We start from the raw sequence: 24,499 nt of genomic DNA on the forward strand, positions 1-24,499 counted from the left end.
TACCGCCGTTCCTCGAAGCGCGCCGCGTGTCGCAAGGATGCGTACACCCGCGCCTGCCCGCCGTTGCGACTATTGCGTTGCCGCCTGGTTTCCGATTTGCCAATGCCGCGACGGGACCTTATGTCTGGTCACCCAGACTGGCAATGACGGCACCGATGGCGCGCGCTTTCCTCTTCGTTCTCGATTCTTTCGGCATTGGCGGCGCGGCCGATGCCGAACGCTATGGCGACGCCGGGTCGAACACATTCGGACATATCGCCCAGGCCTGCGCGGAAGGCCGCGCCGATCGCGAAGGCCTGCGCAAGGGACCGCTTCTGGTGCCCAACATGGTTTCACTCGGTCTAGCCCGCGCCGCGCACACTGCGACCGGCTTCCGGTTCGACAGCACGGCCGACGCTGTTTCGGCCTCCGCCTTCCACGGCGCCGCGCAGGAGATTTCGAGCGGCAAGGATACGCCGTCGGGCCACTGGGAAATCGCCGGCCTGCCGGTGCGCTTCGACTGGGGCTATTTCCCCGATACGGTGCCCGCCTTCCCTGCCGAACTGACCGAAGCGATGATCCGCGAAGGCAACGTGCCGGGCATTCTCGGCAATTGCCATGCGCCGGGCACGGAGATCATCGAGCGCTTCGGCGAGGAGCATATCCGCACCGGTAAGCCGATCTGCTACACCTCGGTCGATTCCGTCCTGCAGATAGCAGCGCACGAGGTGCATTTCGGCCTGGAGCGTCTCTACGAGTTCTGCAAGACGGTGCGCCGGCTGGTCGACCCGCTGAAAATCGGACGGGTGATCGCACGGCCCTTCCTTGGCGAAACATCCGCCACCTTCGAGCGCACCTACAACCGCCATGACTACGCCGTGCCGCCGCCCGAGCCGACGCTGCTCGACCGCTTGACCGGGCGCGGCAGCCGGGTGATCGCGGTCGGCAAGATCGGCGACATCTTCGCCCACCGCGGCATCTCGGAAGTGCGCAAGGCGCCCGGCAACATGGCAATGTTCGACAAGGCGCTGGGCGCGATGGACGATGCCGGCGACGGCGACCTGGTGTTCGCCAATTTCGTCGACTTCGACACCGAATTCGGCCACCGTCGCGACGTCGCCGGCTATGCGGCGGCGCTCGAAGCCTTCGACCGCCGGCTGCCCGAGGCGCTGGTGAAACTGAAGCCGGGCGATCTGCTGATCCTCACCGCCGACCACGGCAACGACCCGACATGGCGCGGCACCGACCACACGCGTGAACGCATTCCGGTCATCGGCACCGCACCGGGTCTCACGGGCGGCGACATTGGGCTCAGGACGACCTTCGCCGATATCGGTGAAACCGTGGCCGAACACCTCGCGCTGGGGCAAGGCCGACACGGTACCTCCTTCCATGCGACGATAGGCGGCCATGCCTGAGCTGCCTGAGGTCGAAACGGTCCGGCGTGGCCTTCAGCCGGTTCTGGAAGGCTCGCGCGTCGTGCGCGTCGAGGCACGCCGGCCCGATCTCAGATTTCCGTTTCCGGCGAAATTTGCGCAGCGGCTGACCGGCAAGACCATCACCGCGCTTGGCCGCCGCGCCAAATATCTGACCATGCATCTGGACGGCGGCCCGGTTCTTATCTGCCATCTCGGCATGTCGGGCTCGTTTCGTATCGAAACCGCTGATGACAGCGCGACGCCAGGCACGTTCCATCACGAGCGCTCGAAGGATGCCAAGCACGACCATGTCGTGTTCCACCTCGTATCGCCAGCCGGCGTCCAATCTCGCGTGGTCTTCAACGACCCGCGCCGCTTCGGCTTCATGCTGTTTGCCGAAGGGCTGGCCGACGCGCATCCGATGCTGGCGGGGCTGGGCGTTGAGCCGACCGGCAACGCGCTGGACGGCGCCCTGCTCGCCTCGCTGCTGAAGGGCCGCAGATCGCCGTTGAAGGCGGCGCTGCTCGACCAGAAGCTGATCGCCGGACTCGGCAACATTTATGTGTCGGAGGCGCTGTGGCGCGCCGGCCTGTCGCCATTGCGCGAGGCAGGCACTATCGCCGGGACCGGCAAGAAGGCCAAGGAACAGAGCGAACGGCTGGCCGAGGCAATCCGTTCGGTCATCGCCGATGCGATCGCCGCCGGCGGGTCGTCGCTGCGCGACTATGTGCACACAGACGGGTCGCTGGGCTATTTCCAGCATTCCTTCGCGGTCTACGATCGCGAGGGTGAGCCCTGCCCGACGCCCGGCTGCCGCGGCCATATCGAGCGCGTCGTGCAAAGCGGCCGCTCGACCTTCTATTGCCGGACCTGTCAGCGGTGAGCTAGAGCGGCTCACCGTTTCACGGAAACGGCCACCCGTTCTAGCTATTGTTTTGACGCAAATCCGGACGGAAAACCGCTCACACTTTTCCTGGAATTGCTCTAGACCGATCCTTCAATGCCGGAACGAGGAGGCCAGCCCATGAGCTATGAAACCATCATCGCGGAGACGCGCGGCAAGGTCGGCCTGATCACGCTGAACCGGCCCAAGGCGCTCAACGCACTAAATACCCAGGTGCTGGCGGACATATTGGTGGCAGCAAAGGGGTTCGATGCTGATCCGGGCATCGGCGCCATGGTCATCACCGGTTCCGAGAGGGCCTTTGCGGCGGGCGCCGACATCAAGGAAATGCAGACCATCGCCTACGCCGACGCCTATGTGCAGGATCTTTTCGTCGGCTGGGAGGAATTCACACGCACGCGCAAGCCGATGATCGCGGCGGTCGCCGGCTATGCGCTGGGCGGCGGCTGCGAACTGGCGATGATGTGCGATTTCATCATTGCCGCCGACACGGCAAAATTCGGCCAGCCCGAAATAACGCTTGGCGTCATTCCCGGCATGGGCGGATCGCAACGGCTCACTCGCTTGGTCGGCAAGTCGAAGGCCATGGACATGTGCCTGACCGGACGGATGATGGATGCCGCGGAGGCCGAGCGGAGCGGCCTGGCGTCGCGCGTCGTGCCGGCTGGAGAACTGGTCGACGAAGCGCTGAAGGCCGCAGCCAGGATCGCCGAATTTTCGCTGCCCTCGGTGATGATGGCCAAGGAGGCCATCAACCGCGCCTACGAGACGACGCTGGCCGAGGGGTTACGCTTCGAACGCCGGCTGTTTCACTCGCTGTTTGCGCTCGACGACCAGAAGGAAGGCATGGCGGCCTTTGCCGAGAAACGGAAGCCGAATTTCACCAACCGCTAGCGTCAACGCGTTAGAGCATGATGCCGCGACAAACGGTTTCCGTTCGTCCGAGAAAAACGGCTTCACACCTTTCGGCATCAGGCTCTGGCGGCGGAGGCCAAAAAGAAGCCAAAGCGGCGTTGACGTGCCAGGAAAGCTGAACTATAAGCCGCTCCAACCGAGGCGGCCGTTGGCTGCCCGTTTGTTTTTTGCGCCCTGCGGCATCCCGCATGCGCTCACCAGATCAGAAGAGAGGCACCATGGCCAATACCTCCTCGGCCAAAAAGGCAACGCGCAAGATCGCCCGCCGCGCAGCGATCAACAAGAACCGCCGCTCGCGCGTGCGTACCTATGTCCGCCAGGTCGAAGAGGCACTGGCTGCCGGCGACAAGGCAGCCGCGCTGGAAGCCTTCAAGACCGCAGAGCCGGAATTGATGCGCGCCGCGACCAAGGGCGTGATCCACAAGAATACGGCATCGCGCAAGGTGTCGCGTCTGGCACACCGCCTCAAGGTGCTGTCGGCCTGATCGACCGTTCCTGAACTGTCGTTCTTTCAAACCCGGCCGATCGCGCCGGGTTTTTTCGTTTGCCGGCAAGTACTTAAAAAAGAACGCCCGCAAAGCGCGCCCGGCCCGCATTCCAGAGTTCGGAATGCTTTGCCGGCATATACACTCCCACTGATATCCCAATCCGCCGAAACGGCCCACGCCAATAAATTTGACTGTCACAAATTACTGATATTTTTCAATGGCTTGCAGTCGGTGATCCACAGCTTGTTCACATCGCCTGTGGGCGACAGGCGGCAAGTTGGTGTCAAGCGAATTATTTCAGAAAATTTCAAACCGCACAGCCATTTTCATATTCGCGGCAAAAGGGTTTGAATCACAATGGCTTTGTCAAAATCTACGGTTCCAGGACGGGACCCGAACCGTTCATCAGTAGCCAGATTCCTTAAAAATCCGTTAGACGTGGCCTTGCCCTATCCACAGCGATTTCGGTAATGTCGATCTATCGAAAGGGACGGGCCGTTAGCCCATAACCCAGCCTGAATCGGCCAGCTCACAGTGGCAGAATTCATGACGCGGATCAATTCCGCGAACGGGTACGGTTTGTCTGTTCGATGCGGTAGGGGACTGGCGTAATTTGTACATGGCAGGTCGATGGCACACCGGCGTTTTCGCCGGGTGGTGTCGCTTTGCCCGAACATGTCAGACGGACTGGCTTTAAGCAGCCGGGACCGATCCCTTGTTGACGAGGCAACGTCATTCGCCGGCGGCGGTGGTGGTGTTGTAGCGAAGATACGGTCGTCGGAAACATGGGTGCAGGAGGCGCATCCCCGGCGGAAAAAAGGTACAGAAGAACAAGGGACGCACAATCATGCAGAGCGGCATCGAGCGGGAGCTTACGGGCGACCTGCCATTTCCTGGAACATTGGTCGGAGCGCACGACATGGGGGCTTCCAGCGACGCGGAACAGAAGTTCGACCGGGTCAAGGCCCAGTTGAAGGCGCGTCTGGGAACCGAGGTCTATTCGAGCTGGTTCGGGCGGATGAAGGTGGCGGAGGCGTCCCGGGGCATTGTACGCATCTCTGTGCCCACGGCCTTCCTGCGCTCGTGGATCAATGGTCACTATCTCGATCTCATCGCCGACCTGTGGAAGCACGAAGACCCCGAGGTCCTGAAAATCGAGATCGTCGTGCGCACCGCGACCCGTCCGGCCCGCAATGGCGTCGAGCCCGAAGCCGTACCTGCGCGCAAGATGACCAAGCAGACGCAGACCGCACTGGCGGCCGGTACGGCGGGTCCAGGCCGGGTGGAGCGGGCACCCGCCCCTCGCCCCGGCACGCCGATCGAGGCCGAGTTCCGGCACAATGTGCTGGGGTCGCCGCTCGACCCGCGCTACACGTTTGGCTCCTTTATTGAAGGCCCGTCGAACCGGGTGGCCTTCGCTGCCGCCAAAGCCGTGGCGGAATCGCAGTCGAGCGCGGTTCGCTTCAATCCGCTGTTCATCCATGCCACCGTCGGCCTCGGCAAGACCCACCTTTTGCAGGCGATCGCGGCCGAGTCGCTGAAGCAGAATCCGAAATCGCGCGTGGTCTACCTGACGGCCGAATATTTCATGTGGCGCTTCGCCACCGCGATCCGCGACAACAATGCGCTGACGCTGAAGGAACAGCTGCGCGACATCGACCTGTTGATCATCGACGACATGCAGTTCCTGCAGGGCAAGTCGATCCAGCATGAATTCTGCCATCTCATCAATATGCTGCTCGACAGCGCCAAGCAGGTGGTGGTCGCAGCCGACAGGCCGCCGTCGGAACTGGAATCGCTGGAGCCGCGCGTGCGCTCGCGCCTCAATGGCGGTGTCGCGCTGGAAATGTCGGCGCCGGATTTCGCCATGCGCATCGGCATGCTCAAGCTGCGGCTTGCCACAGCCAAGGTCGACGATGCGTCGCTCAATATTTCGGAGGAGATCCTCAACCATGTCGCCCGCACCGTGACCGGCAGCGGGCGTGAACTGGAAGGTGCGTTCAACCAGCTGCTGTTCCGTCAGTCGTTCGAGCCGGCGATCACCATCGACCGCATCGACGAAATCCTCGGCCATATCTATCGCTCGGGCGAGCCGAAGCGGGTGCGCATCGAGGACATCCAGCGCATCGTGGCGCGCCACTACAATGTGTCGAAGACAGAGCTTCTGTCCAACCGGCGCACGCGCACCATCGTCAAGCCACGGCAGGTCGCCATGTACCTGTCGAAGGTGATGACGCCGCGTTCGCTGCCGGAGATCGGCAGGCGTTTCGGCGGTCGCGATCACACCACGGTGCTGCATGCCGTGCGAAAGATCGAGGACCTTTCCGGCGTCGACAACACGCTGGCGCAAGAGCTGGAACTACTCAGGCGGCTGATCAACGACCAGGCCTGAGCGGCGAGGCAAACAGAGCGCGCCGGGTTTAGAGTATTCGGTCGGCGCGCTTTAAATTTCTTGTTTTGATGCATGTCGTTGTCCCAAAACCGCTGCGCACTTTTGGGCGACATAGTCCTTTTTGATGCATGTCGTTGTCCCAAAACCGCTGCGCACTTTTGGGCGACATGCATAGGTTGGCAGCCATTGCCCGCTTTATCCCCAGAAAGCCCGCGTAACCGGCGCGAACCGGTGGCGCGGGCTTGCGTTTAACGGCTTTTTCCTGTCAGTTTGCATAGATTCTGAGCCTGTTCAGACCTTTCGCGGGGCGCCGCCCACTGGTGACCCGTTCATTCATTCAAGCGAGCCTGTTTCGTCATGCGTGTTATCCTGGAACGGTCAAATCTCCTGAAGTCGCTCAACCACGTTCATCGCGTGGTCGAACGGCGCAACACCATACCGATCCTGTCGAACGTGCTGCTCAGCGCCGAGGGCGCCAGCCTTGAAATGAAAGCCACCGACCTCGACCTCGAAGTAACCGAAGCGACACCCGCCAAGGTCGAGCGCGGCGGGGCGACGACGGTTCCGGCGCACCTGCTCTACGACATCGTGCGCAAACTGGCCGACGGCGCCGAGGTGATGCTGAAGACCGACGAGGACGGCAATGCCATGACGGTGACGTCGGGGCGATCGAGCTTTCGCCTGCAATGCCTGCCGCAGTCCGATTTCCCCGAGCTTTCGGCCGGGTCGTTCTCGCACATCTTCCGGCTCGATTCCGTCTCCTTGAGAGGCCTGATCGAGAAGACGCAGTTCGCCATCTCCACCGAAGAGACGCGCTATTATCTCAACGGAATCTACCTGCACACGCATGAGACCGGCGGCAAGCTGAAGCTGCGCTCCGTTGCAACCGACGGCCACCGCCTGGCGCGCGCAGAGATCGACGCCCCGGCGGGTTCCGAAGGCATGCCGGGCATCATCATTCCGCGCAAGACGGTCAGTGAGCTGCAGAAGCTGGTCGATGATCCGGATGTCGCTGTCACCACCGAATTGTCCGACACCAAGATCCGCTTCACCATCGGCAGCGTGGTTTTGACCTCGAAGCTGATCGACGGCACCTTCCCGGACTATCAGCGCGTCATCCCGACCGGCAACGACAAGAAGCTGATCATTGATCGCCAGAGTTTTGCCGCAGCCGTCGATCGCGTCTCGACCATCTCCTCGGAGCGAGGCCGCGCGGTAAAGCTTTCGATTACAGAAGGCCAGGTGACGCTTGCGGTGAACAATCCGGATTCTGGCAGCGCCACCGAGGAACTGGCCGCCGATTACTCGTCCGATCCAATCGAGATCGGCTTCAATGCGAAATATCTGCTCGACGTCGCCGCCCAGCTGACCGGCACGGAAGCGAAATTCATGCTGGCCGATGCCGGTTCGCCGACGCTGATCCACGACATGGCCGACGAAACCGCGCTCTACGTGCTGATGCCGATGCGGGTGTAGCCGCGCTGCGGCAAACCTTCGGCGTGACGGCTGCGGCGACTTCTACAGGCGGATAGCGGTTGCCCCAGCAAAGCCATATAAGTAAGCTTACACTTACGAATTTCCGCAACTATGCGGCGTTGTCGATCGGCTTTTCTCCGGGCGCCGTGGTGTTTTCCGGCGACAATGGCGCCGGCAAGACCAATCTCCTGGAAGCCATCTCCCTGTTGACGCCCGGCCGCGGCCTGCGCCGCGCGCCCTATGCCGACGTGGCCCGCGAAGGCGGCGATGGTGGCTTTGCGCTGCATGCAAGGCTCGACGGACCGGATGGCCAGGTCGAGATCGGCACCGGAATCACCGGGGGCGAAGCCGCCGGCGAAGGCGGCCGCAAGGTGCGCATCAATGGCGCGCCGGCGCGTTCTGCCGATGCCATGCTCGAGTGGCTGCGCGTCGTCTGGCTGACGCCGGCCATGGACGGCCTGTTCCCGGGACCTGCCGCCGACCGCCGGCGTTTCCTCGACCGGCTGGTGCTGGCGATCGATCCCGGCCACGGCCAGCGCGCGCTCGACTATGAGAAGGCGATGCGCGGGCGTAACCGATTGCTTACGGAAGGCTCGCGCGACAGCGCCTGGTTCGATGCCATCGAGATGCAGATGGCCGAGACCGGCGTGGCGATTGCCGCGGCGCGCGCCGAACTGGTGCGCCTGCTCGCCGCCATGATCGACAGGCTGCCCAGCAGCGGGCCGTTTCCGCAGGCCGACATCAGCCTGTTCGGCGACCTGGAAAGCGATGTGGCCTCTTCGCCAGCGGTCGACGTCGAGGAACGCTATCGCGCCGCCCTCGCCGAAGGCCGCGAGCGTGACCGCGCTGCCGGACGCACGTTGGACGGTCCGCACCGTTCGGATCTTCTCGTGCGCCACCGCCCGAAGGCGATGCCGGCCGAACTCTGCTCGACCGGCGAGCAGAAGGCGCTGCTGGTCGGCATCGTGCTGTCGCATGCGAGGCTGACGGGCGAGATGTCGGGGATGACGCCGATCCTGCTGCTCGACGAGATCGCCGCGCATCTCGACGCCGGCCGGCGCGCCGCACTGTTCTCGATCCTGGAAGAGCTGAACTGCCAGGCCTTCATGACCGGAACCGACGCCTCGCTGTTTTCCAGCCTTAGAGGACGCGCGCAATTCCTCACGGTCGACCACGGCACGGTTGGGCCAACCGAAGCCCCCTGACAAGATTTTCCTCTCACTATATGGTCCGGCAATGACCCCTGCCGCCCTCACCGACGAAGAGCTTGAACGTTACGCCCGCCACATCGTGCTGCCTGAGATCGGCGGCGCCGGCCAGCAGAGGCTGAAGCGGGCCCGGGTGCTGGTCATCGGCGCAGGCGGGCTCGGCGCGCCGGTGCTGGAGTATCTTGCTGCCGCCGGCGTCGGCACGCTCGGTATTGTCGACGACGACATCGTCTCGCTGTCCAATTTGCAGCGGCAGGTGATCCATGCCACCGACGCGGTCGGCACCGCAAAGACCGGGAGCGCCAAGGCGGCGATCGCCCGTATCAATCCCCATGTCGCTGTCGAACAGCACGAATTCAGGCTGACGGCCGAGAACGCCGCTGCCCTCATTGCGCGCTACGACATCGTCGTCGACGGCTCCGACAATTTCGAGACGCGCTATGTCGTGGCCGATGCCTGCGCGGCGGAAAAGCGGCCGCTGGTGCACGCCGCCGTCGGCCGCTTCGACGGCTCGGTGACGGTGCTGATGCCGTTCGACACCGGCGCCGACGGCAAACCTAACCCGAGCTATCGCGACCTCTTTCCCGAAGCGCCGCCGGAAGGGCTGGTACCGTCATGCGCCGTGGCCGGCGTTGTCGGCGCGCTGACCGGCGTCATCGGCACGCTGCAGGCGATGGAAGCGATCAAGCTGATCACCGGCATCGGCGAGCCGCTGGTCGGCCGGCTGCTGCTCTACGATGCGCTGTCGGCGCGCTTCGATACGATCCGCTACAAGAGAAGCTGATCGTATGGATCGGTCCATCGGTGTTTTGGTCACGCAGCTTGCCCCCGGCTTCGAGTGCTGGGACGAAGTACTTGGCCTGATCATGCGAGCCTTTGCGCCGATGGACGGCGTCATCGACCCACCTTCCTCGGCCCATCTGCTGAGCACTGAAAGGCTCCGGGACAAGGCCGGCCAGGAGGCGGTGTTCCTGGCGCTGCAGGATGGCCGGATCGCCGGTTGCGTTTTCGCGCTGGAGAGGTCCGCCGATTTCTATGTCGGCAAGCTCGCCGTCGAAGCTGAATTTCAGGGGCAAGGCATCGGCCGGCGGCTGATGCAGGCTGTCGAGGATTTTGCCCGCGGCCGTAACAAGCCAGCCATCGAACTTCAGACACGGATCGAACTTACGGCAAATCACGCGACCTTTGCCCGTCTCGGCTTTCACGAAATCGCGCGCACCGCGCATCAGGGCTATGACCGGCCGACTTCCATCACCATGCGCAAGGAGCTTAAGTGAGCCTCTCCCTCAGCGCGCAGGAACAGGCTGTCGCCTCGGGCCATGACGGGACTGCGATGGCAATGCGCATCGTTGCCGAAAGTGCTGCGCTGCTCGGCGCGCCGCGGCTGATCCCGATCGCCTCGGCGCATATAGACGGCGCGCTCTATCACGGCGATTCCGGCACGCTGTTTGCCGAAAGGCTGGTCGAGAGCGGCGCGCGCGTTGCCGTGCGCTCGACGCTCAATGTCGGCGCACTCGATTTGATGGGCTGCTCGCGCGTGCGCCTCGAAGAGCCGGCGCGCGGCATGGCGCGGCGGATGATGGAGGCCTACCGCAAGCTGGGCTGCGAGCAGAGTTGGACCTGCGCGCCCTATCAGGCCGGCCACAGGCCAGCCCAGGGCACTGACGTCGCCTGGGGTGAATCCAACGCCGTGGTCTTCTGCAATTCGGTGCTCGGCGCGCGCACCAACCGTTATGGCGACTTTTTGGACATTGCTTGCGCCATATCGGGCCGGGCGCCGGATTACGGCCTGCACCGCGTCGAGAACCGGCAGGCGCGGCTGGTGTTCGATGTTTCAGGCCTCTCCGCCTCGTTCCTCGGTTCGGAGATCGCCTGCCCGGTGCTGGGCAGCCTCTATGGCCGCGAGGTGGGCAATGCCGTCGGCGTCGTCACCGGCGTATCCCACCATCCCGGCGAGGACGCGCTGAAAGCTTTCGGCGCGGCGGCAGCATCGTCCGGCGCAGTCGGTCTCTTCCACATTGCCGGCGTCACGCCTGAGGCACCCGACGCTGAGACCATCCTGGCCGGCGGCAGGCCGGAAACGGTGATCCGCGTCACGCCGGAAATGGCCGCGAAGACCCGCGTCGGCCTGTCCACCGCAATCACGCAAACCGCCATCGATGCGGTGGCGATCGGCAGTCCGCATTTGTCTTCGGCCGAATTCGATGCGCTGGAGCGGTTGATCGCTGGGCGGCGGCTTAGCGTGCCGATATATGCCTGCACCGGCCGCCATGTGCTCACGACGCTCGAACGGAACGGCCAGCGCAAGACGCTCGAGGCGAGCGGCGTGGTCATCGTCGCCGACACTTGTGTTGTGGTGACGCCGATCCTGCCGAAGCTTGCCGGCGGCGTGCTGATGACCAATTCGGGAAAATTCGCGCAATACGCGCCGGGCAATACCGGTTACGCCGTGCTTTATGGCTCGCTGGCCGACTGCGTCGAAAGCGCCGTCATCGGTAAGCCGTGCTTTACGGATATCGCCGTATGAGCGCCTTGGCCAAAATCCTGGTGGCCGGCAGTGGCGGCGAAGGCGCCGCGCTGGTGCTGACGGCGCCGATCAGCTTCTGGGGCGGCGTCGATCCGAAGAGTGGCCGCATCGCCGATGTCCGCCACCCGCAGCATGGCGAGACCATTGCCGGCCGCGTGCTGTTCCTGCCCGGCACGATCGGCTCGTCCTCGGCGTCGGCCGTGCTGATGGAGCTCGTCCACAATGGTCATGCGCCGGCAGCACTGGTGCTGCACGAGCCGGACGCGATCCTGCTACTCGGACTGATCGTGGCCAAGGAAATGGGCTGGCAGACACCGCTGGCTTTGCGGCTCGGGCGCGATGCGTTCGAGGCCTATCGCGGCAAACATGTGCGGGTTGCAGCGGACGGCGCCATCACTGCTTGAGCGCCCGCCGACTTCAGGTCCGCAGTGGCAGCACGCGGTCTGGCGGACGGTGGCCGTCGACGAAGGCGCGGATGTTGATGATCACCTTCTCGCCCATGTCGATGCGGCCTTCGAGCGTCGCCGAGCCCATATGCGGCAACAGCACCACCTTGTTCTTGGCGGCGAGTTTCAAGAGCTTGTTGTTCAGCGCCGGTTCGTGCTCGTAGACATCGAGGCCGGCGCCGGCGATCTTGCCGTCCTGGATCAGCTTGACCAGAGACTCCTCGTCGATGATGTCGCCGCGCGCGGTGTTCACGATGTAAGCGGTGGGTTGCATCAGCGCTAGCCGCCGCGCCGACAGGAGATGGAAGGTGGCCGGCGTCGACGGGCAATTGACCGAGATGATGTCCATGCGGGCAAGCATCTGATCGAGGCTTTCCCAATAGGTCGCCTCCAGACCTTCCTCGACCGCCGGCAGCACGCGATGGCGGTTGTGGTAGTGGATCGACAGGCCGAAGGCCTTGGCGCGCTTGGCGACCGCGGTGCCGATGCGGCCCATGCCGACAATGCCGAGGCGCTTGCCCCAGATGCGCCGGCCCAGCATCCAGGTCGGCGACCAGCCGACCCATTTCTTGTCGCCGGTCAAGACATTGGCGCCTTCCGCCAATCGCCGCGGCAGCGCCAGCATCAGCGCCATGGTCATGTCGGCCGTATCTTCGGTCAGCACGTTCGGCGTGTTGGTAACGGTGATGCCCTTTTTCGCCGCTGCTTCGACGTCGATCTTGTCGACACCATTGCCGAAATTGGCGATCAGCTTGAGATTGTCGCCGGCCTGGGCAATCAGCGCCGCGTCGATCTGGTCGGTTATGGTCGGCACTAGCACGTCGGCTTCCTTGACCGCCGCGACCAGCTCCGGCTGCGTCATCGGCCTGTCCTCGACATTCAGCCTGGCGTCGAAGAGTTCGCGCATGCGGGTCTCGACCGGATCAGGGAGCTTGCGCGTGATGACGACGAGGGGCCGTTTTTTGCCTGCCATTGTTTCCTCGAACCCGATCTCGTTGAGACCTCTTTAACCAAGACAGGCGAAACTGAATACCGGTCGCGGTGCCTGCCACTCCTGTAACAAGCGGTGCCGCCGAAGACAAAGAAAAAGGGGCGCCATGGCCAAAGGGCAGGCGCCGAAAGGAACGAAAGTGTCTGGTTTCGCGTCGCTTCGCCTGGTCCTCAGCGCAGCGCTTCTCGGCGCTCTCCTGCATTCCCCGCAAGCCGCGGCGCAAGGTGCCGCCGCACCGGTGCAGACGGTGACGCTCGGTCCGAGCGGCCTGCCGCTGCCGCGTTTCGTCAGCCTGAAATCAGCCCGCGTCAACTCGCGCGTCGGCCCGGGCGCCAACTATTCCGTCGACTGGATGTACACAAAGGCCGGGCTGCCGATGGAAATCATCCAGGAATTCGATACGTGGCGGCGCGTGCGCGATGCCGACGGTTCGGAGGGCTGGATCAACCAGTCGCTGCTGTCGGGCCGCCGCACGGCGATCGTCGCCCCCTGGCAGCGCAGCAAGGGTGGCCGAATCAATCTGCTCGACGATGCGGACAAGGACGCCAGCGTCGTCGCCATCATCGAACCGGGCGTGACGGGCACGATCAAAACCTGCGATGGCCAGTGGTGCGAAATGACCTTCGACGGCCACACCGGCTGGATCGCCCAGTCGCAGGTCTGGGGCGCCTATCCCGGCGAGCACGTCAAGAACTGAGATTGCTGGAAGGGCCGGCTAACGGCCGATGCGGCCGAGATGGGTATCCTGGAAGCCGCTCGACAATTTCAAACCGTAGCCGAGAGCACGGTCGACCGCGATGTGGACAATCCAGATCAGCCCGATTGCCGTCGCCATCGAATTGGCCAGGACGTATCCGGCGAGCGCCAGGAAAAGCGGGACAATCAGGATATGCAAAGCATTGTAAGCGACGGCGCCAACGCGCGGCCCGGCGAGATAGCCCAGCATCGACAGGTCAGGCGCCAGGATGAGCAGGGCAAACAGCCACCAGGAAGTACCCGACAGCGCGTAAAGGACGATGCCCACCACTGCGACGGCGGCCCATTCGAGCCGGATCACCAGATCGACCGGTTTCATTGATGTGCTATTCAGGCGCCGCGCTTCGGGCGCAGCCGCACCACGATGTCGACATTGGCGATCTCCATGCCCGCGGGTGGCTCCGGCAGGTTGGAGACGGTCACCGGACCGCTTTCGATGTCGAAGATCCTGTTTTCGCCTTCGATGTAGAAATGATGGTGATCGGAGGTGTTGGTGTCGAAATAGGTCTTCGACCCCTCGACCGCGAGGATGCGCAGCAGGCCGGCCTGGGTGAACTGGTGAAGGGCGTTGTAGACGGTGGCAAGCGAGACCGGCACGCCGGCGGCGATCGCCTCCTCATGCAGTTCCTCGGCCGAAAGGTGGCGGTCGCCTTTGGCAAAAAGCAGATCGGCCAGCGCAATGCGCTGGCGCGTCGGCCTTAGGCCGGCTTCGCGAACCCGCTTGTCCACAGCGACATTTTCCTTCCGGCAGCCCAGATCCATCTATTCGTCCAAGCCCACAGTTCCGCCTCAAGACACCCCCAGAGTGGCGAAAAAACGTCATCGACCGAAACTGGACACCTCTCGACATATATTCTGTTGGCCGAATGCGATCAATAGAGCGACGTGCGTCCAGTTGGACGCACTAAGTGCGCTCTATCACTTTTTTGGCGTCGCATCGTGCTTTCCGGAAATCGAAATCGATTTCCGGGCCGATGCGAGAGCGCGCATTGACCCGGGCAGACGGGCGGGTTAAGCGCAAACGCCGGTTTCCGGCTCGAAATGGATTGTGTTAGGAAACCAACGACAAGGGCGCCCACCGCCCGGGACTATTATGGGGACGAGATTGATGGCGGGTTCGAAATCCAGCTACGGTTATGAGGAATTGCTGGCCTGTGCCCGCGGCGAGCTGTTCGGACCCGGCAACGCCCAGTTGCCCTACCCGCCGATGCTGATGTTCGACCGCATCACCGAGATCAGCGAGACCGGTGGCGCCCACGACAAGGGCTTCATCCGCGCCGAATTCGACATCAAGCCGGACCTGTGGTTCTTCGCCTGCCATTTCATCGGCAATCCGATCATGCCGGGGTGCCTCGGCCTCGACGCCATGTGGCAATTGACGGGGTTCTACCTCGGCTGGCTCGGCGAACCGGGCAAGGGCATGGCGCTGTCGACCGGCGAAGTGAAATTCAAGGGCATGGTGACGCCATCGGTCAAGAAGGTCGAATACGGCATTGATTTCAAGCGCGTCATGCGCGGGCGCCTGGTGCTCGGCATCGCCGATGGCTGGCTTAAGGCCGACGGCGAACCCATATACGCGGCGACAGACCTCAAGGTGGGGCTGTCCAAGCAATCGGCCACCTGACCGGCGCCACTGCAGCAGGGCGTTTCCCGGAACGCGCAATGACGCTGCAGCATTTTGATTTTGCGTATGATCGCCGGCCAAAACCGGCTACGGTTTCGGGATCATCCGCTGGAAGGAGTTGCGAATGAGAAGGGTCGTCGTCACAGGCCTCGGCATCGTATCGTCGATCGGCAACAATGCCAACGAGGTGCAATCCTCGCTCTACGATGCCAAATCCGGCATCAGCTTCTCCGAATCCTTCGCCGAACACGGCTTCCGCTGCCAGGTCTGGGGCGCGCCGACGCTCGACCCGTCGGCCATGATCGACCGTCGCGCCATGCGCTTCCTGAGCCAGGGTGCAGCCTGGAACCATGTCGCCATGGACCAGGCCATCGCCGACGCCGGCCTTGGCGAAAGCGACATCACCAATGAGCGCACCGGCATCGTCATGGGATCGGGCGGTCCGTCCACCCGCACCATCGTCGAGGCGGCCGAGATCACGCTCAAGAACAACAGCCCCAAGCGCATCGGTCCTTTCGCGGTGCCGAAGGCGATGTCGTCAACCGCATCGGCGACGCTCGCCACCTGGTTCAAGATCCACGGCGTCAATTATTCGATCTCGTCGGCGTGCTCGACCTCCGCGCATTGCATCGGCAATGCCTACGAGCTGATCCAATGGGGCAAGCAGGATGTGATGTTTGCCGGCGGCCATGAAGACCTCGACTGGACGATGTCGGACCTGTTCGACGCCATGGGCGCGATGTCGTCGAAGTATAACGACAAGGCGTCAACGGCGTCCCGCGCGTACGACGCCAATCGCGACGGTTTCGTCATCGCCGGCGGCGCGGGCGTCCTCATCCTGGAGGAACTCGAACACGCCAAGGCGCGGGGCGCCAAGATCTATGCCGAGATCGTCGGCTACGGCGCGACGTCGGATGGCTATGACATGGTGGCGCCGTCCGGCGAAGGCGCGGTGCGCTGCATGCGCCAGGCGCTGGCGACGGTGTCTACGCCGGTCGACTACATCAACACCCACGGCACCTCGACGCCGGTCGGCGATTCCCGGGAAATGGCCGCCATCCGCGAGGTGTTCGGCGACAAGATGCCATTCATCACCTCGACCAAGTCGCTGACCGGCCATTCGCTGGGCGCCGCCGGTGTGCAGGAATCGATCTACTCGATCCTGATGATGCAAGGCGGCTTCATCGGCGAAAGCGCCCATATTGAAAACCTCGATCCCGAATTCGAGGGCATGCCGATTGTGCGCAAGCGTATCGACGACGCCAGGATCGACACGGTTTTGTCAAATTCGTTCGGTTTCGGTGGCACCAACGCAACGCTCGTTTTCCAGCGCTATTCCGCATAAGGCCAGCGCTTTTATATAAGGATTGCCGGCCATGGACGGACTGATGAAGGGCAAGCGCGGGCTTGTCATGGGCGTCGCCAACGATCATTCGATCGCCTGGGGCATCGCCAGGAAATTGTCCGAACACGGGGCGGAGCTCGCCTTCACCTATCAGGGCGATGCCTTCGGACGCCGCGTCAAGCCGCTCGCCGAGAAGCTCGGGGCGTCGCTGGTCGTGCCCTGCGACGTCGAGGATAGCGCATCAGTCGCGGCCACCTTCGAGACGCTCGGCAAGGAATGGGGCGGGCTCGACTTCGTCGTCCACGCCATCGGCTTTTCCGACAAGAACGAACTCAAGGGGCTCTACGCCGACACCAGCCGCGACAATTTCGTCCGCACCATGGTGATCTCCTGCTATTCCTTTACCGAGATCGCCAGGCATGCCGCCGCTCTGATGAGCGATGGCGGCGCGATGATCACTCTGACCTATGCCGGCTCCGTCCGCGTCATGCCGAACTACAACGTCATGGGCGTCGCCAAGGCCGGGCTCGAGGCCAGCGTGCGCTATCTCGCCAATGATTACGGCCCGCGCGGCATCAGGGTGAACGGCATATCGGCGGGGCCGGTACGTACGCTGGCCGGCGCAGGGATTTCGGACGCGCGGCACATGTATTCCTACCAGCAGCGCAACTCGCCGCTGCGCCGCACGGTGACCATCGATGAGGTCGGCGGCTCGGCGCTCTATCTTTTGTCCGACCTCTCGTCAGGCGTGACCGGCGAGATCCATTATGTCGATTCCGGCTATCACATCGTGTCCATGCCGACGCTGGATGAATTGAAGCAGACCGACAGCGGACGCGATTAGAGCCTGTTCCATCCCGATGAAATCGGGGCTCTATCTCTTTTGGTTAAGCATGATCTCCGGACAAACGGCTCCCGTTTGTCCGAGAAAAGCTGAGACCACCTTTCGCTATCATGCTCCAGTTCTTCCAGTAAAATTAGATGCATTGGTAGAAACTCATTTTAAGGAGATACCCGCTATAAGTCCTATGGCTAGGGCACTGCGCGTGCTTTAGGATTTGTGAATTCGCGTGTGATCTTTCCGGAAAGTCGAGTTGATTTTTGGGATCATGCAACAGGGACTGAGTAATGCCTGCTGTCAGCAACCCGAAGCGAACACCTGTGTTCCGGCTGCTCACCGTCGCCGCCTCGGGCCTTGGCAGCTTCGTTCTCGGACTCTGGGGTCTCCGGTTCGGTTTAGGTGACGGCTTTGCCGGCATGCAGGCGGGAACCATGGTCGGCATCGCATCGGCTTTGTGCGCGCTGGCCGCCGCCGGTGCTGCACTCTCGTTCTTTGCCGGCGTCGATGAATCGGTGGACTACGTCTTCAACGAAACCCAGTTCGATAAGCTGACCGGGCTTTTGGCGCGGCCGGCCATGGTCGGCAAGATTGCCGACGCGGCGTCGGCGACGATCAAGACCGGCGAGCCTGTGTTCCTCATCGACATCGACATCGACCGCTTCAAGCAGATCAACGACGCGATCGGCTACAGCGATGGCGACGAACTGATCCGCGCCTTCACCAAGCGACTGAGGGCTTGCATGCCTGAAGGCACGGTGATGGGGCGCATCGGCGCCGGCGAGTTCGCCATCCTCGTCTCGGAACATGAGATGCAGGGATCGATGGAAGCCACTGTCGAAACCCTGATCGAGGAGATGCTGAAGCCCTACCAGCTTGATTCCCACCTGCAATCGGTCGGCCTGTCGGTGGGTATCGTGGCGATGCCGAAGGACGGCGTCGATCCGGTCCTCGTCCTGCGCCGCTCCAACCTGGCGCTGCAGAATGCGCGCGCCGGCGGAGTGGGCAACTGGGCGGTCTTCCATTCCGACATGGGCCAGGTCGCCGACTACCGCCACTGGGTCGAATCCGAGCTGCACATTGCCTTCGACCGCGGCGATTTCGACCTCCATTACCAGCCGCAGCTTGATCTCCCGAGCGGCCGCATCGTCGGCTACGAGGCGCTGATCCGCTGGAAACATCCCGAACGGGGCATGATCCCGCCGATGGAGTTCATTCCGATCGCCGAAGAGACCGGCATGATCCACCCGATCGGCAATTGGGTGCTGCACAAGGCCTGCAGCGATGCCCGCCATTTGCCCGAGGACTGCTTTGTTGCCGTCAACATCTCGCCGGTCCAGTTCATGACCAAGGATTTCGTCGGTATCGTGCGCGACACGATGGCCAGCACCGGCATCAAGCCGTCACGGCTGGAGCTCGAACTGACCGAGACGGCGATGATGCAGGACCGCGACCGCGCCGCCATCATCCTGCAGCAACTTGCCGACATGGGCATTTCGGTGGCCGTCGACGATTTCGGCACAGGCTATTCCAATCTGAGCTATCTGATCGACTTCGCTTTCGGCAAGCTGAAGATCGACCGCTCCTTCATCAGCCGCATGGACACCGATTCCAATTCGGGCGCCGTGGTCTCGACCATCGTCGGCCTGTCACGGGCGCTCGGCGTCGGCATTATCGCCGAGGGCGTCGAGACCGAGAACCAGGCGACGCTCTTGAGAGCGGCCGGCTGCGAGATGGTGCAAGGCTATCTGTTCGGCAGGCCGGCGCCGCTCAAGATCAAGCCCGGCGAGATCAGAGCGACCATTCCCGTCCACGAGCCGGCGCGCATCGTCAGCATGCATTGAGGCGGTTCTGTTCCGCGCATGATCGCCTTAGGACGATGTTCTAGCGGCGTGCGGAAAAGACCTTGAACATGCCATCGCGGGCGATTTCGGCATGGCTGGAGAAGACAGCCTTCAGAACCGGCTCATAAGGCAGCTGGCGGTTTGCCACCATGAACAGCCGCCCTCCCGGCTTCAGCGCCTTGCCTGCCGCCTGGATCATGCCGGCGCCGATTTCCGGCTCGGCCGCCCGGCTGCGATGGAAGGGCGGGTTCATGACGATCACGTCATAGCGCCGCTCGACCGGCTCGCTCAGCAGATCGATCCAGAAGAAGCCCGGCTCGAGGCTGGTCACGCCGATATTGCCCTTTGCCGCCTCCAGTGCGTCGAAATCCGCCTCGTAGAGGTCGAGCCCTGTTATGCCGGGCGAACTTGCCGCGACCTCGGCGGCGACATAGCCCCAGCCGGCGCAGAAGTCGGCGACGTTGCCACGCAGGTCTTTGGGCAGGTTGTCGACCAGAAGCTTTGAGCCGGCGTCGATGCGGTCGAAGGAGAACATGCCGGGCGCGGTGCGGAAGCGGCCTTCGATCAACGGCCAGTCGCCTTGCCAATCCTTGATGGACTTCGCAAACGCCTCTGCCTGAGGCGTGCGCGCCAGCCAGAACGCAACGCCATGGTTCTTCGACAGGTGTCCACCCAGAGGCACATTCGCCTTCGAAGGATGGTAGCGCCTTTCGCTGACTATCTCTGGAGCCTGGCCCTGCCGTTCAACGACAACACGGCCCGATTCTCGGCGCGAGATAGCAGCTGCGAGCTTGTCCTCGTTGTCGGCCATGCGCTTGCGCAGGCTGTCGATGCCGTCTTCCTTGCCGCCGGCGACAACGATCAGCCCGCCAAGGGCGACGCGTTCGATCGCCTCGGCAATGCGCATTTCGTTCTGGCCGCGATGGCGGCCAACGAGGACGAGCGCTGCATCGAATGCATCGCCTTCCGGACGCGGCGTCACCGTGTTGCCGGCACGCTCCAGCGCGCGGAAATGCGGCCGGAAGCCCTGCACGAGGTGAAGCGCCGCCTCAAAACCTCCCGGCAGGCGGAAGCCGGGCTCGGCGCCGAGGAACAGCACACGTTCGCCCTTTTGCGGCAGAGGCAGCGCCTCGGCCTCGAAGGGATGGAACAGTGTCTTCAGCGGCTCAGCGGCCATTCTTCGATCTCATGCCTGAAACAAACCGGGTCTTAAACGAAAACGGGCGCGACCTATGCCGCGCCCGTTCAATTTCACTATCAGACCGCTCAGGCGGCGTTTTCTTCGCCTTCGGCCTTCTTGTCGCGGACGATTTCCTTGCCGGTGGCCTGGTCGACGACCTTCATCGACAGGCGGACCTTGCCGCGCTCGTCGAAGCCCATCAGCTTGACCCAGACCTTGTCGCCTTCCTTGACGACGTCCGAGGTCTTGGCGACCCGGTCGTTGGCAAGCTGCGAAATGTGGACGAGGCCGTCACGCGGGCCGAAGAAGTTGACGAAAGCGCCGAAGTCGGCGGTCTTGACGACCGTGCCTTCGTAGATCTCGCCGACTTCCGGCTCGGCGACGATGGTGTGGATCCACTTCTTGGCCGCCTCGATCTCCTTGGCGTTCGACGAAGCGATCTTGACCGTGCCGTCATCCTCGATGTTGATCTTGGCGCCAGTCTTCTCGACGATCTCGCGGATGACCTTGCCGCCGGAGCCGATGACGTCGCGGATCTTGTCGGTCGGGATGTGCATGACCTCGATGCGCGGTGCGAACTCACCGAGTTCCGGGCGGGCGCCGGTCAGAGCATGCGCCATCTCGCCGAGGATATGCTGGCGGCCATCCTTGGCCTGGTCCAGCGCGATCTTCATGATCTCCTCGGTGATGCCCTCGATCTTGATGTCCATCTGCAGCGAGGTGATGCCGTTGGCGGTACCGGCGACCTTGAAGTCCATGTCGCCGAGGTGATCTTCGTCACCCAGGATGTCGGACAGAACCGCGAAGCGCTCGCCTTCCTTGATCAGGCCCATTGCGATACCGGCGACGGGCTTGGCCAGCGGCACGCCGGCATCCATCAGCGCCAGCGAGGTGCCGCAGACGGTGGCCATCGACGACGAGCCGTTGGACTCGGTGATCTCCGAGACAACGCGCAGCGTGTAGGGGAACTGGTCAGCGGAGGGCAGCATCGGTCGGATGGCGCGCCAGGCGAGCTTGCCGTGGCCGATTTCGCGGCGGCCTGGCGAACCCATGCGGCCGGTCTCACCGACGGAGTAGGGAGGGAAGTTGTAGTGAAGGAGGAACTTCTCCTTGTACATGCCGGTCAGCGAATCGACATACTGCTCGTCTTCGCCGGTTCCGAGCGTGGCAACGACCAGCGCCTGGGTCTCGCCGCGGGTAAACAGCGCCGAACCGTGGGTGCGCGGCAAAACGCCGACTTCGGAGACGATCTTGCGGACCGTCTTGAGGTCACGGCCGTCGATGCGCGAGCCGGTGTCGAGGATGTTCCAGCGCACGACCTTGGCCTGGAGTTCCTTGAACACCGAGCCGATCTGCTCGGAGGTGTACTTGGCGTCTTCGCCTTCGGCCGGGGCAAACGCTGCCTTGACCTTGGCCTTGACGGCGTCGACGGCGGCGTAGCGCTTTTGCTTGTCAACATTCTTGTAGGCATTGCTGAGTTCGTCGCCGACGATCTTCAGCATCTCGGCTTCAAGCGCGGAATAATCCGGCGCGGTGAAATCGCGCGGCTCCTTGGCGGCAACTTCGGCCAGCTTGATGATGGCGTCGATGACCGGCTGGAAGCCCTTGTGGCCGAACATGACGGCGCCGAGCATCAGCTCTTCGCCAAGTTCCTTGGCTTCGGACTCGACCATCAGAACGGCGTCGGCGGTGCCGGCGACAACGAGGTCGAGCTTGGATTCCTGCATCTCGTCGACATGCGGGTTGAGCACATATTCGCCGTTGATGTAACCGACGCGGGCGCCGCCGACCGGGCCCATGAAGGGGACGCCCGAGAGCGTCAGAGCGGCCGAGGTGGCAACGATCGACAGGATGTCCGGATCGTTTTCGAGGTCATGCTGGACGACGGTGACGACGATCTGGGTGTCGTTCTTGTAGCCGTCGGCGAAGAGCGGGCGGATCGGGCGGTCGATGAGACGGGAAACCAGCGTTTCCTTTTCGCTCGGACGGCCTTCGCGCTTGAAGTAGCCGCCCGGGATCTTGCCGGCGGCGTAGGTCTTTTCCTGGTAGTTGACGGTCAGCGGGAAGAAATCGAGACCCGGCTTCGGCTCCTTCATCGAAACGACGGTGGCGAGAACCTTGGTTTCGCCGTAGGTCGCGAGCACCGCGCCGTCAGCCTGACGCGCGATCTTGCCGGTTTCCAGGATGAGCGGACGACCGCCCCATTCGATTTCCACTTTGTGGTGATTGAACATGTCTTGTCCTTAATAAGCGGAAAGGGCCGCGCCGTTTCACGGTGCGCGGATGCCCTTTCCCTGGCTTCCTTTCTCGGGCAGCCACGGGCAAGACAACGGGAAGCTCGGGTAAATTTCGGCGCTGGTCAGCGCACGAGCGTCCTGCAATCCTGCCCCATGACCGTCCATGGGCGGTTTCGAGTGGCCCTCTGCACGCTCGAAACCGGGTCTGGCCAATCGATGCGACTGGCAGAATGCGCGACCGGCGGGCTCTCCGAAGAAAGCCCGCCGGTCAATTCGTCAACGGCGCAGACCGAGCTTCTCGATCAGCGTCTGATAGCGCGCGTCGTCCTTGCGCTTGAGATAATCAAGCAGGCTGCGGCGCTGGGAGACGAGAGCGAGCAGACCACGGCGGGAATGGTTATCCTTCTTGTGGTCCTTGAAGTGGTCGGTCAGGTTCTTGATGCGCTCGGAAAGGATGGCCACCTGGACTTCCGGAGACCCGGTATCGCCCTTGGCGGTTGCGAATTCACCCATCAATTCCTGTTTGCGCTCGGCAGTAATCGACATCGTGTTTTTCCTTATCTGTTTGAGGAAACGGGTCGCCCTCAGCCGGGATGTCGTCCAGCAGGGGCCGGTGCAAGCAACGCGACATGGCGCGATGCTGCGGCGCATATAGGGCAATTCCCTGGAAAACACCAGCCCAATTCATAAAGCCGGCTTGTCGCAGGCTTTTGCTGGGGAATTCAAGATTTCCTTGATGCCGGAGGCCTCAAGCGCGTGGGCTACGCGCTTGAGATCTTTGTTCCGCATGTCGTTGACCCAGAACCGCTGACACTTCTGGGCGACATGCATTAGAGCCACTTCTTGCGTTTGAAGAAGACGATCAGGCCGACAGCAACGGCCAGCATGAACAGCAGCGAAGCCGGGTAGCCATAATAGGCTTTCAGTTCCGGCATATTCCATGGCGAGCTTTCGGGGTCGAAATTCATCCCCCAGATACCAACCAGGAAGGTTAACGGCATGAAGATCACCGAGACGATGGTCAGATAAGAGATGACATCGTTGGTGCGCGCCTGGCTCAGCGACAGATGCATTTCAATCAGGCCGGTCAGCATGTCGCGCTGGTTCTCGACCAGCTCGATCAGCCGCAGTGCGTGATCGAGGGTGTCGTTGAAGAAGATTTTCGTCTCGGGCTTCACATAAGGCACGTCGTTGCGGATCAGCGTCGCCAGTGCGTCGCGCATCGGCCACAGCACGCCCTTGAGCACATTGGCGTCGCGCCGCAATTCGTGCAGTTGCCGCATCTGATGCTTGTGCGGCGTGTTGAGCATCTCGTCCTCGATGCCGTCGACCTCCTCACTCGCGGCCTCAATCGGCGGGAAATAGCTGTCGACGATGGAGTCGATGAGCGCATAGGCCAGATAGTCGGCGCCGCGCATCCGCAAGCGGTTGGGCAGCGAGGCGGCAATGCGCTTGCGCACGGGATCGAAGGGATCTCCTTCGCGCTCCTGGAAGGTGACGACGAAATTCCTGCCGAAGAACACCGCGATCTGCTCGTAGCGATGCGCCTTGACGTCGTCGATCATGCGCATGACGACGAAGGCGTGATCCTCGAAGAAATCGACCTTCGGCCGCTGGCCGGTGTTGACGACATCTTCCAGAGCCAGCGGATGCAGGTTGAAAATCCGGCCGATCTCCTCGATCAGCTGGATGTTGGCCAGCCCGGTGCAATCCAGCCAGACGACCGGCCAGTTGTCGCAATTGGTGTTGAGATCATCGATGCTGGCCTTGTCGATGGTCTTGAATTTTTCCGGTGAGATCAGCGTCAGCCGGAGCTCGGAGCGGCGCGCTGCCGGATCGGCGATCAGCGTGCCCGGCGAGGCGCCGACCGGCGGTCGCCGCGTTTTCACCGGCGCCCGCTTCTTCACAGCCTCAGCCTTTGCCATCTGCCC

General features: G+C 62.8%; 23 protein-coding genes. 16 read left to right on the forward strand and 7 right to left on the reverse strand.

The annotated features are described in order from the left end of the window. Window positions 1–155: 155 nt before the first annotated feature. The 11 genes from AC1D1L_RS01110 (at window position 156) to AC1D1L_RS01160 (ending at window position 11,711) form a co-directional block, all read left to right on the forward strand. Window positions 156–1,397, forward strand: coding sequence for a phosphopentomutase (locus AC1D1L_RS01110; protein WP_477338128.1), 1,242 nt, complete (start codon window positions 156–158; stop codon window positions 1,395–1,397). Further along, entirely contained in the window at window positions 1,390–2,280 is an 891-nt protein-coding gene (mutM, locus tag AC1D1L_RS01115; RefSeq protein WP_477338130.1) for a bifunctional DNA-formamidopyrimidine glycosylase/DNA-(apurinic or apyrimidinic site) lyase, read from the forward strand. Before AC1D1L_RS01110 ends, mutM begins: the two co-directional genes overlap by 8 nt. 141 nt (window positions 2,281–2,421) lie before the next feature. Then, window positions 2,422–3,195, forward strand: coding sequence for an enoyl-CoA hydratase (locus AC1D1L_RS01120; RefSeq protein ID WP_477338132.1), 774 nt, complete (start codon window positions 2,422–2,424; stop codon window positions 3,193–3,195). A gap of 239 nt (window positions 3,196–3,434) precedes the next feature. Next, entirely contained in the window at window positions 3,435–3,701 is a 267-nt protein-coding gene (gene rpsT / locus AC1D1L_RS01125; RefSeq protein ID WP_023681995.1) for a 30S ribosomal protein S20, read from the forward strand. An 850-nt stretch (window positions 3,702–4,551) separates the two neighbouring features. After that, window positions 4,552–6,096 carry a chromosomal replication initiator protein DnaA gene (gene dnaA / locus AC1D1L_RS01130; protein WP_477338134.1) on the forward strand — a complete coding sequence of 515 codons (1,545 nt, stop codon included), beginning with the start codon at window positions 4,552–4,554 and terminating at the stop codon, window positions 6,094–6,096. A 357-nt stretch (window positions 6,097–6,453) separates the two neighbouring features. After that, complete coding sequence (dnaN, locus tag AC1D1L_RS01135) at window positions 6,454–7,572, forward strand: DNA polymerase III subunit beta (protein WP_477338136.1); 1,119 nt, start codon at window positions 6,454–6,456, stop codon at window positions 7,570–7,572. 59 nt (window positions 7,573–7,631) lie between these two features. Continuing rightward, on the forward strand, window positions 7,632–8,777 hold the full coding sequence (gene recF / locus AC1D1L_RS01140; RefSeq protein WP_477338138.1) for a DNA replication/repair protein RecF: 1,146 nt from the start codon (window positions 7,632–7,634) through the stop codon (window positions 8,775–8,777). 31 nt (window positions 8,778–8,808) lie between these two features. Next, window positions 8,809–9,564: a molybdopterin-synthase adenylyltransferase MoeB gene (locus AC1D1L_RS01145; RefSeq protein ID WP_477338140.1), complete on the forward strand. Its 756-nt coding sequence runs from the start codon at window positions 8,809–8,811 to the stop codon at window positions 9,562–9,564. 4 nt (window positions 9,565–9,568) lie between these two features. Then, window positions 9,569–10,057 carry a GNAT family N-acetyltransferase gene (locus tag AC1D1L_RS01150; protein WP_477338142.1) on the forward strand — a complete coding sequence of 163 codons (489 nt, stop codon included), beginning with the start codon at window positions 9,569–9,571 and terminating at the stop codon, window positions 10,055–10,057. After that, entirely contained in the window at window positions 10,054–11,307 is a 1,254-nt protein-coding gene (locus AC1D1L_RS01155) for an aconitase X (RefSeq protein WP_477338144.1), read from the forward strand. The genes AC1D1L_RS01150 and AC1D1L_RS01155 overlap by 4 nt, the downstream gene beginning before the upstream one ends. Continuing rightward, window positions 11,304–11,711, forward strand: a complete 408-nt coding sequence (locus AC1D1L_RS01160; RefSeq protein WP_477338146.1) for an aconitase X swivel domain-containing protein — start codon at window positions 11,304–11,306, stop codon at window positions 11,709–11,711. The genes AC1D1L_RS01155 and AC1D1L_RS01160 overlap by 4 nt, the downstream gene beginning before the upstream one ends. 13 nt (window positions 11,712–11,724) lie before the next feature. On the opposite strand, the gene AC1D1L_RS01165 is transcribed toward AC1D1L_RS01160, so the two are convergent. After that, window positions 11,725–12,726, reverse strand: coding sequence for a 2-hydroxyacid dehydrogenase (locus AC1D1L_RS01165; RefSeq protein WP_477338148.1), 1,002 nt, complete (start codon window positions 12,724–12,726; stop codon window positions 11,725–11,727). 157 nt (window positions 12,727–12,883) lie between these two features. Between AC1D1L_RS01165 and AC1D1L_RS01170 the strand changes: the two genes are divergently transcribed. After that, the gene (locus AC1D1L_RS01170) at window positions 12,884–13,441 is read left to right on the forward strand and encodes an SH3 domain-containing protein (protein WP_477338150.1); all 558 of its coding nucleotides are present in this window, start codon (window positions 12,884–12,886) and stop codon (window positions 13,439–13,441) included. Window positions 13,442–13,459: 18 nt separating this feature from the next. On the opposite strand, the gene AC1D1L_RS01175 is transcribed toward AC1D1L_RS01170, so the two are convergent. Together AC1D1L_RS01175 and irrA are read right to left on the reverse strand one after the other, a co-directional pair. Further along, window positions 13,460–13,819 carry a DUF4260 domain-containing protein gene (locus AC1D1L_RS01175; protein ID WP_477338152.1) on the reverse strand — a complete coding sequence of 120 codons (360 nt, stop codon included), beginning with the start codon at window positions 13,817–13,819 and terminating at the stop codon, window positions 13,460–13,462. Between the two features lie 11 nt (window positions 13,820–13,830). Continuing rightward, complete coding sequence (gene irrA / locus AC1D1L_RS01180) at window positions 13,831–14,262, reverse strand: iron response transcriptional regulator IrrA (RefSeq protein ID WP_192249994.1); 432 nt, start codon at window positions 14,260–14,262, stop codon at window positions 13,831–13,833. A 346-nt stretch (window positions 14,263–14,608) separates the two neighbouring features. On the opposite strand from irrA, the gene fabA reads away from it, so the two are divergent. The 4 genes from fabA (at window position 14,609) to AC1D1L_RS01200 (ending at window position 19,151) form a co-directional block, all read left to right on the forward strand. Continuing rightward, entirely contained in the window at window positions 14,609–15,124 is a 516-nt protein-coding gene (gene fabA / locus AC1D1L_RS01185; protein ID WP_477338154.1) for a 3-hydroxyacyl-[acyl-carrier-protein] dehydratase FabA, read from the forward strand. Between the two features lie 124 nt (window positions 15,125–15,248). After that, window positions 15,249–16,469 carry a beta-ketoacyl-ACP synthase I gene (gene fabB, locus AC1D1L_RS01190; protein WP_477338156.1) on the forward strand — a complete coding sequence of 407 codons (1,221 nt, stop codon included), beginning with the start codon at window positions 15,249–15,251 and terminating at the stop codon, window positions 16,467–16,469. Between the two features lie 31 nt (window positions 16,470–16,500). Continuing rightward, window positions 16,501–17,313: an enoyl-ACP reductase FabI gene (gene fabI, locus AC1D1L_RS01195; RefSeq protein WP_192249988.1), complete on the forward strand. Its 813-nt coding sequence runs from the start codon at window positions 16,501–16,503 to the stop codon at window positions 17,311–17,313. A gap of 284 nt (window positions 17,314–17,597) precedes the next feature. Next, window positions 17,598–19,151, forward strand: coding sequence for a putative bifunctional diguanylate cyclase/phosphodiesterase (locus AC1D1L_RS01200; protein ID WP_477338158.1), 1,554 nt, complete (start codon window positions 17,598–17,600; stop codon window positions 19,149–19,151). A 40-nt stretch (window positions 19,152–19,191) separates the two neighbouring features. On the opposite strand, the gene AC1D1L_RS01205 is transcribed toward AC1D1L_RS01200, so the two are convergent. The 4 genes from AC1D1L_RS01205 to corA form a co-directional block, all read right to left on the reverse strand. Beyond that, window positions 19,192–20,328 carry a class I SAM-dependent methyltransferase gene (locus AC1D1L_RS01205; RefSeq protein ID WP_477338160.1) on the reverse strand — a complete coding sequence of 379 codons (1,137 nt, stop codon included), beginning with the start codon at window positions 20,326–20,328 and terminating at the stop codon, window positions 19,192–19,194. Window positions 20,329–20,417: 89 nt separating this feature from the next. Beyond that, the gene (gene pnp, locus AC1D1L_RS01210; protein ID WP_112566388.1) at window positions 20,418–22,565 is read right to left on the reverse strand and encodes a polyribonucleotide nucleotidyltransferase; all 2,148 of its coding nucleotides are present in this window, start codon (window positions 22,563–22,565) and stop codon (window positions 20,418–20,420) included. Window positions 22,566–22,844: 279 nt separating this feature from the next. After that, window positions 22,845–23,219, reverse strand: coding sequence for a 30S ribosomal protein S15 (gene rpsO, locus AC1D1L_RS01215; protein ID WP_477328788.1), 375 nt, complete (start codon window positions 23,217–23,219; stop codon window positions 22,845–22,847). 179 nt (window positions 23,220–23,398) lie between these two features. Beyond that, a complete protein-coding gene (corA, locus tag AC1D1L_RS01220) occupies window positions 23,399–24,493 on the reverse strand; it encodes a magnesium/cobalt transporter CorA (RefSeq protein WP_477338163.1) in 1,095 nt (364 codons plus the stop codon). Window positions 24,494–24,499: the final 6 nt, after the last annotated feature.

The organism is Mesorhizobium sp. P2_D6 (assembly GCF_056404315.1).

Coding starts and splice junctions, on each gene's coding strand:
- AC1D1L_RS01110 (WP_477338128.1), top strand. CDS start 156: ATGGCGCGCGCTTTCCTCTTCGTTCTCGATTCTTTCGGCATTGGCGGC.
- mutM (WP_477338130.1), top strand. CDS start 1,390: ATGCCTGAGCTGCCTGAGGTCGAAACGGTCCGGCGTGGCCTTCAGCCG.
- AC1D1L_RS01120 (WP_477338132.1), top strand. CDS start 2,422: ATGAGCTATGAAACCATCATCGCGGAGACGCGCGGCAAGGTCGGCCTG.
- rpsT (WP_023681995.1), top strand. CDS start 3,435: ATGGCCAATACCTCCTCGGCCAAAAAGGCAACGCGCAAGATCGCCCGC.
- dnaA (WP_477338134.1), top strand. CDS start 4,552: ATGCAGAGCGGCATCGAGCGGGAGCTTACGGGCGACCTGCCATTTCCT.
- dnaN (WP_477338136.1), top strand. CDS start 6,454: ATGCGTGTTATCCTGGAACGGTCAAATCTCCTGAAGTCGCTCAACCAC.
- AC1D1L_RS01145 (WP_477338140.1), top strand. CDS start 8,809: ATGACCCCTGCCGCCCTCACCGACGAAGAGCTTGAACGTTACGCCCGC.
- AC1D1L_RS01150 (WP_477338142.1), top strand. CDS start 9,569: ATGGATCGGTCCATCGGTGTTTTGGTCACGCAGCTTGCCCCCGGCTTC.
- AC1D1L_RS01160 (WP_477338146.1), top strand. CDS start 11,304: ATGAGCGCCTTGGCCAAAATCCTGGTGGCCGGCAGTGGCGGCGAAGGC.
- AC1D1L_RS01165 (WP_477338148.1), bottom strand. CDS start 12,726: ATGGCAGGCAAAAAACGGCCCCTCGTCGTCATCACGCGCAAGCTCCCT.
- AC1D1L_RS01175 (WP_477338152.1), bottom strand. CDS start 13,819: ATGAAACCGGTCGATCTGGTGATCCGGCTCGAATGGGCCGCCGTCGCA.
- irrA (WP_192249994.1), bottom strand. CDS start 14,262: ATGGATCTGGGCTGCCGGAAGGAAAATGTCGCTGTGGACAAGCGGGTT.
- fabA (WP_477338154.1), top strand. CDS start 14,609: ATGGCGGGTTCGAAATCCAGCTACGGTTATGAGGAATTGCTGGCCTGT.
- fabB (WP_477338156.1), top strand. CDS start 15,249: ATGAGAAGGGTCGTCGTCACAGGCCTCGGCATCGTATCGTCGATCGGC.
- fabI (WP_192249988.1), top strand. CDS start 16,501: ATGGACGGACTGATGAAGGGCAAGCGCGGGCTTGTCATGGGCGTCGCC.
- AC1D1L_RS01200 (WP_477338158.1), top strand. CDS start 17,598: ATGCCTGCTGTCAGCAACCCGAAGCGAACACCTGTGTTCCGGCTGCTC.
- AC1D1L_RS01205 (WP_477338160.1), bottom strand. CDS start 20,328: ATGGCCGCTGAGCCGCTGAAGACACTGTTCCATCCCTTCGAGGCCGAG.
- pnp (WP_112566388.1), bottom strand. CDS start 22,565: ATGTTCAATCACCACAAAGTGGAAATCGAATGGGGCGGTCGTCCGCTC.
- rpsO (WP_477328788.1), bottom strand. CDS start 23,219: ATGCGCCGCAGCATCGCGCCATGTCGCGTTGCTTGCACCGGCCCCTGC.
- corA (WP_477338163.1), bottom strand. CDS start 24,493: ATGGCAAAGGCTGAGGCTGTGAAGAAGCGGGCGCCGGTGAAAACGCGG.